The 5,727-nt window shown below is 42.4% G+C and carries 5 protein-coding genes and 2 pseudogenes; 5 read left to right on the top strand and 2 right to left on the bottom strand.

Annotated elements, in window-relative coordinates; translation table 11 throughout:
- Both IQ229_RS10575 and IQ229_RS10570 read right to left on the bottom strand, forming a co-directional pair.
- Positions 1 to 242: pseudogene (locus IQ229_RS10575) on the bottom strand (D-alanyl-D-alanine dipeptidase); the annotation flags it as partial.
- Between the two features lie 693 nt (positions 243 to 935).
- Positions 936 to 1,190: a DUF4926 domain-containing protein gene (locus IQ229_RS10570; protein WP_194043477.1), complete on the bottom strand. Its 255-nt coding sequence runs from the start codon at positions 1,188 to 1,190 to the stop codon at positions 936 to 938.
- A 210-nt stretch (positions 1,191 to 1,400) separates the two neighbouring features.
- Between IQ229_RS10570 and IQ229_RS10565 the strand changes: the two genes are divergently transcribed.
- From IQ229_RS10565 to IQ229_RS10545, 5 genes and pseudogenes are all read left to right on the top strand, one after another.
- The gene (locus IQ229_RS10565; protein WP_194043475.1) at positions 1,401 to 2,873 is read left to right on the top strand and encodes an aminotransferase class I/II-fold pyridoxal phosphate-dependent enzyme; all 1,473 of its coding nucleotides are present in this window, start codon (positions 1,401 to 1,403) and stop codon (positions 2,871 to 2,873) included.
- A 237-nt stretch (positions 2,874 to 3,110) separates the two neighbouring features.
- Positions 3,111 to 3,320, top strand: a complete 210-nt coding sequence (locus tag IQ229_RS10560) for a PEP-CTERM sorting domain-containing protein (RefSeq protein WP_194043473.1) — start codon at positions 3,111 to 3,113, stop codon at positions 3,318 to 3,320.
- A gap of 135 nt (positions 3,321 to 3,455) precedes the next feature.
- Complete coding sequence (locus IQ229_RS10555; RefSeq protein ID WP_194043471.1) at positions 3,456 to 4,475, top strand: ABC transporter ATP-binding protein; 1,020 nt, start codon at positions 3,456 to 3,458, stop codon at positions 4,473 to 4,475.
- 126 nt (positions 4,476 to 4,601) lie between these two features.
- On the top strand, positions 4,602 to 5,489 hold the full coding sequence (locus IQ229_RS10550) for an ABC transporter permease (RefSeq protein ID WP_194043469.1): 888 nt from the start codon (positions 4,602 to 4,604) through the stop codon (positions 5,487 to 5,489).
- Positions 5,490 to 5,528: 39 nt separating this feature from the next.
- A pseudogene (locus IQ229_RS10545) lies at positions 5,529 to 5,727 on the top strand (hypothetical protein); the annotation flags it as partial.

Raw genomic sequence — 5,727 nt, 5'->3', positions numbered from 1 at the left:
GCGATCGGGCGATAGGCATCAAAAATTTGGATACGCCAGTTAGGATGCAGAACATCAAGATAATTTTGCGCTTGGATCAAATTTTCAATGACGCTTTGACGGAGATAATAGGGGGAGTGTTTACCATAGGGCGCACCTAATTTTTCATAAGGATGGGGAGATTCCACCGCAAACAATTCTAAAGGAATTGCTGTAAGCGGTTCACCACACTCAAAAATCGGAATTTGATGATAAGGTCTCATCTAGTCAGCCATGCAGGACTTACGGATTTTAACGCAAGCATAGCATTCTCCGTAACGAGTCTCTTATTCCTTTATGTTCTTTGCGCCTCTGCGTGCGATACCAATTTTTCTCAATCCTGAACAGTAAACCAAAAACTTTTTTCTACAGGGTAAACACTAATAATCTGCTATGTATACAAAGTTATATAGCCTTTCCTAATCACATAAAGTACATCATAGTCCCCTCTCGAACAACCTACGGTGTACAGACAAGTCCTTTCGTCCAGAACACGAGCCTTTTGGTTCAGAACACGAGCCTTTTGGTTCAGAACATGAGCCTTTCGGTTCAGAACACGAGCCTTTTGGTTCAGAACACGAGCCTTTTGGTTCAGAACACGAGCCTTTTGGTTCAGAACACGAGCCTTTTGGTTCAGAACACGAGCCTTTTGGTTCAGAACACAAGTATTTTTTGAGTCTTTGAGCGAATGAAACAGCTTTGGTTTTCGAGAGGGGTTGGGGGTGGGGTTCTTGTACCTAACTTAACCAAGAACCGCTATATAAAATACTTAGGCTGTAATTACTGCTTATAAAGTTCTGAAACCTGTCAAACAATGATTAGATATAACTACTGAAATTCCTAAAAAGGTATTAAACCCGCAGAACCCCACCCCGCCAAAGCTACGCTAATTCAGATATAAACCCTAAAGTAAAAACTTAAGCAATTGCCAAATCATAATGTAAAACTAAGATTTCATCTGCTCTCAAAGTCGCCATTGCATATTTACAGCCTTGGGTATCAGCAAACTCAGCTAAATAATATTCTTCTTGCTCATACACTTCTACAATTGTTCCAACTTGCCCACTAGGTAAGCTTTCGATAGAAGTATAATCTTCTTCCACTAATTGTAATCTCTCAATGGGAATGGGCTTGAGTGTAGCAATAGTATCCAAAAGTTTAACTTTTTTCATTTAACTTCAAAAATGCAGTAATCAAACGTGGATAAATATTATTAGCGGTAGTTTCCCAGATTGTCCGCAGTCTGATTCCGTCTGTATCAGGTACTATCCAATCTACCTTAAACTGTTGATTCAATTAACGGTTTGTTTTTTTAATTACGAATTACGTTAGCGCAGCGTTAGCGAGTCTTCGAGCGTCATTACGAATTACGAATTATTTTAATGCTCAATCAAAACCAAACACCCTTATTAGATGCCTTAAAAGCCAATGCAGCAAGACTCCATGCACCTTTTTACACCCCAGGACATAAACAAGGTGAAGGAATTTCTCAACCCTTGGCTGACTTACTTGGTAAAGCTGTCTTTCGCGCTGATTTAACCGAATTAGCAGATTTAGATAATCTCTTTGCACCCCAAGGCGTTATTCAAGAAGCACAACAACTCGCGGCTGAGGCGTTTGGTGCTTTACAAACATGGTTCCTTGTCAATGGTTCTACCTGTGGAATTGAAGCGGCAATTCTCGCTACCTGTGGCACAGGCGATAAAATTATTCTGCCTCGCAATGTGCATTCTTCTGCGATCGCAGGTTTAATTCTTTCCGGTGCAATACCAATTTTTCTTAATCCTGAATACGATCCAGTTTTAGATATTGCCCATAGCATCACGCCTAATGCTGTAGAATCTGCACTCCAACAACATCCAGACGCTAAAGCAGTGTTGACAGTTTATCCAACATATTACGGTGTTTGTGGAGATTTGAGTGCGATCGCCAACATTACACATCAATATAATATCCCTCTACTCGTAGATGAGGCACACGGCGCACACTTTGCCTTTCATCCCGAATTACCCACTCCAGCTTTAGCCGCAGGTGCAGATTTAACTGTACAATCTACCCACAAGGTACTCGGTGCGATGACACAGGCATCGATGCTGCACATTCAAGGTAACAGGATAGATGGCGATCGCATCAGTAAAGCTTTGCAACTTTTACAGTCTACCAGTCCTAGTTATTTACTTTTAGCTTCTTTAGATGCAGCGCGTCAGCAAATGGCACTCCACGGAAAAATGCTGATGTCTCGCACTTTGCAACTTGCTGAAGAAGCTAGAACCAGAATCAGTCAAATTCCTGGATTATCAGTTTTGGAAATGCCTCTGTTGGGGGGATCTCCCGGCTTTATAACTTTGGACAAAACGCGACTAACTGTCACTGTTTCTGGTTTAGGTTTAACCGGATTTGAAGCCGATGAAATTCTAGATGAAAAATTTGCCGTTACTGCTGAATTTGCCTCACTACAACATCTCACCTTTATCATTAGTTTGGGCAACACCCCAGCCGATATTGAACAATTAGTGCAAGGTTTCACCACCCTCGCCAAAGAATATTGCCGAAGCAACTTGACTGTTAAAAACCATGTTTGGCTAAATCTAGACAGAACGCTAGATTATGCTTTACAATTTTCTCCCCGTGAAGCTTTTTTTGCTGTCAGTGAAATACTACCTTTGACACAAACGAATAACCGTATCTGTGCTGAAATCGTTTGTCCCTATCCTCCAGGAATTCCTGTGTTAATGCCGGGAGAAGTCATCACCAAACCCGTCCTTGACTATCTGCAACAAATCCAGGCAATGGGAGGATTGATCAGTGGTTGTGCTGATAGTAGTTTACGCACCCTAAAGGTAGTAAAAGAATGACTTATATGGTAAATTTAAGAATAATAATTTAAGACCATTACTCACAATGTTTCCTCGTTTGTAAAACTTACCTAAATAATCCTCTCTTAAAAATAAATTTAAATCAATGAAGAAAAATTTTTTATTCGTAGCAGCAGTTGGACTTTCATTAGTTACGACTTTCAATAAAGCTGCTTTTGCTCAAAGTCCAACTAATACTATTGCACCAAGTAGTAAGGTCAAGTTAACGGCAATGTAGTGGTAGCTTCTTTGACAGGAAATGGTGAGTCTCACAATTATCTATTTAATGGCGATCTGCCAGATGTCCCAACGAAGTACTACAATCCGCCTAAGCCTCCCACTCGTGTTCAGGTTCCAGAACCTGCAACTCTTCCAGCTTTAGGATTAATTGCTGTAGTATTTGGTTTGTTTCGCTACAAACGCAATCAAGCAACTTGTTTAGAATAATTAAAAATTTTTGGCAGCATAGCGCATGAAGCGAATTTGTTTACAGATTTTCGCTCATGCGCTATTTCCTTGCTCTCTACCTTCTACAATAAGGATAGACTTTATTGAGATTTGTATAGTTGGGGATCGGCTGTCATGGCTCCCGCCGTTTTAATTCAAAATCTGCAAAAACGTTACGGTACAGTGGTTGCCGTCCAGGATGTTTCCTTTCAGGTAGAACCAGGAGAAATTTTTGGTTTACTTGGCCCCAATGGTGCTGGGAAAACTACTACCTTGCGTGCTTTGTGTACGCTGATTACACCGGATGCTGGCAAAATCGAAGTATCTGGCATCTCTGTGTTAGATAATCCCAGAGTGGCAAGACAACGACTAGGCTACGTAGCTCAGGAAGTCGCTATAGATAAGGTGTTGACTGGAAAAGAACTGCTGCAATTGCAAGCAGCACTTTATCACCTTCCAAACGCAGTAGCCAAACAGCGAATTGAGACGGTATTAGACTTACTCGGTTTGCAAGAATACGCTAATAAAAAGACAGGAACCTACTCAGGCGGTTTACGCAAGCGCCTAGACTTGGCTGCTGGATTGCTCCATGCACCGGATGTTTTGGTGTTGGACGAGCCAACTGTAGGACTTGATATAGAGACTCGTTTTGTGGTATGGGATTTCCTGAGAAAATTACGCGCCTCTGGGACGACGGTAGTAATTACCAGCCATTACTTAGAAGAAATTGACGCTTTAGCCGATCGCGTGGCGATTATAGATCGCGGCGTTGTAATTGCAAGTGGTACACCTTCGCAATTAAAAGATAAAGTAGGGGGCGATCGCATCACCTTGCGAATCCGCGAGTTTTCCCCGATTGAGGAAGCTGAAAAAGCTAAAAACCTTCTGAAACCTTTACCATTTGTCCAAGAAGTCATCATCAACAGCGCTCAAGGTAATTCACTCAATTTGGTAGTGACACCTCAGAATGATGTTCTCATTAACATACAACAAGCGCTGAACACCGCTGGCTTGCCCATATTTGGCATCGCCCAATCTCGCCCCAGCCTCGATGACGTTTATCTCGCTGCCACAGGACGCACCTTATTAGATGCAGAACTCGCAGCCATCGCCACCCGCGATCCCAAAGCTGAGAAGAAGCAGAATATGAGATAGGGAATGGGGAGTGAAGAAGGGAATAGGTGAGAGGTTACAGGGTACAGATTATTTCCTGTCACCTGTCACCTCTCCCCTAATCCCAATCCCTAATCTAAAATCCAAAATCTAAAATCCAAAATTGCTATGAGTGTTACTCCTAAATCTGATATCAATTGGCAACCATTAGCATCGCCACAAGCAAATGCTAATACTGCACCTAACTTTTTCGGTGAATTGGTACAAGAGACGTTGGCTTTAACTCGTCGCTTGTTTATTCAGTTGCAACGCCGTCCCTCGTCTTTAGTTGCTGGAATTATTCAACCAGTAATGTGGTTAGTGCTATTTGGTGCTTTGTTCCAAAATGCTCCCAAGGGTATATTTGGCAATACAACAAATTACGGTCAATTTTTGGCTGCTGGCATCATTGTTTTCACAGCTTTTGCTGGGGCGCTGAATGCTGGTTTACCAGTGATGTTTGACCGCGAGTTCGGCTTTTTGAATCGTTTGCTGGTAGCACCGTTAGCATCGCGGTTTTCCATTGTTTTTGCCTCAGCCATTTTCATCATCAGCCAAAGTTTGCTGCAAGCTGCGGTGATTGTCGCAGCAGCGGCGTTCTTGGGGGCTGGATTACCCGATGTAGCGGGTTTAAGTGCGATCGCTCTAATTGTTCTACTCTTAGCTTTGGGTGTAACAGCCATTTCCCTCGGTTTAGCTTTCGCTTTACCCGGACACATTGAATTGATTGCAGTGATTTTCGTCACTAACCTACCATTATTGTTTGCGAGTACTGCTTTAGCACCTCTATCCTTCATGCCTAAGTGGTTGCAGGTTGTAGCTACTCTAAATCCTCTCAGTTATGCGATCGAACCCATTCGCTATCTCTATTTCCACAATAATTGGGAATTAGGTAGTGTAGTAATGCAGGCTCCTTGGGGCGATGTTACCTTTGGAGGAGCGTTGCTGGTGTTGTTTGGCTTTGCCCTAGTCGCCTTGCTGAGTATTCAACCCCAACTGCGGCGAACTCTGGCTTAAAAAGATAAAATAGATCAATTTTATTTAGGGTCAAAACCCATGAAAAAACCATTTTTACAAATTACTAGACTCTTTGTAGTTACCGCAGCAGGAATTAGCTTTGCTTCCTTGCTCATGGCTCAACCAAGTTCGGCTCAAGTCAGCAGCCCAGCGGATGCTTTCCCCAGCAATAGTACAACAGACCAAAATACCGATCCTTTCGCCCGTTCCAATTCAGACAATTTCAATATGTTTGATC

This window comes from Nostoc cf. edaphicum LEGE 07299, assembly GCF_015207245.1.
GTDB lineage: Bacteria > Cyanobacteriota > Cyanobacteriia > Cyanobacteriales > Nostocaceae > Nostoc > Nostoc edaphicum_B.
Note: the sequence above shows the minus strand (reverse complement) of the source record. Positions and strands in the feature narration are given on the sequence as shown.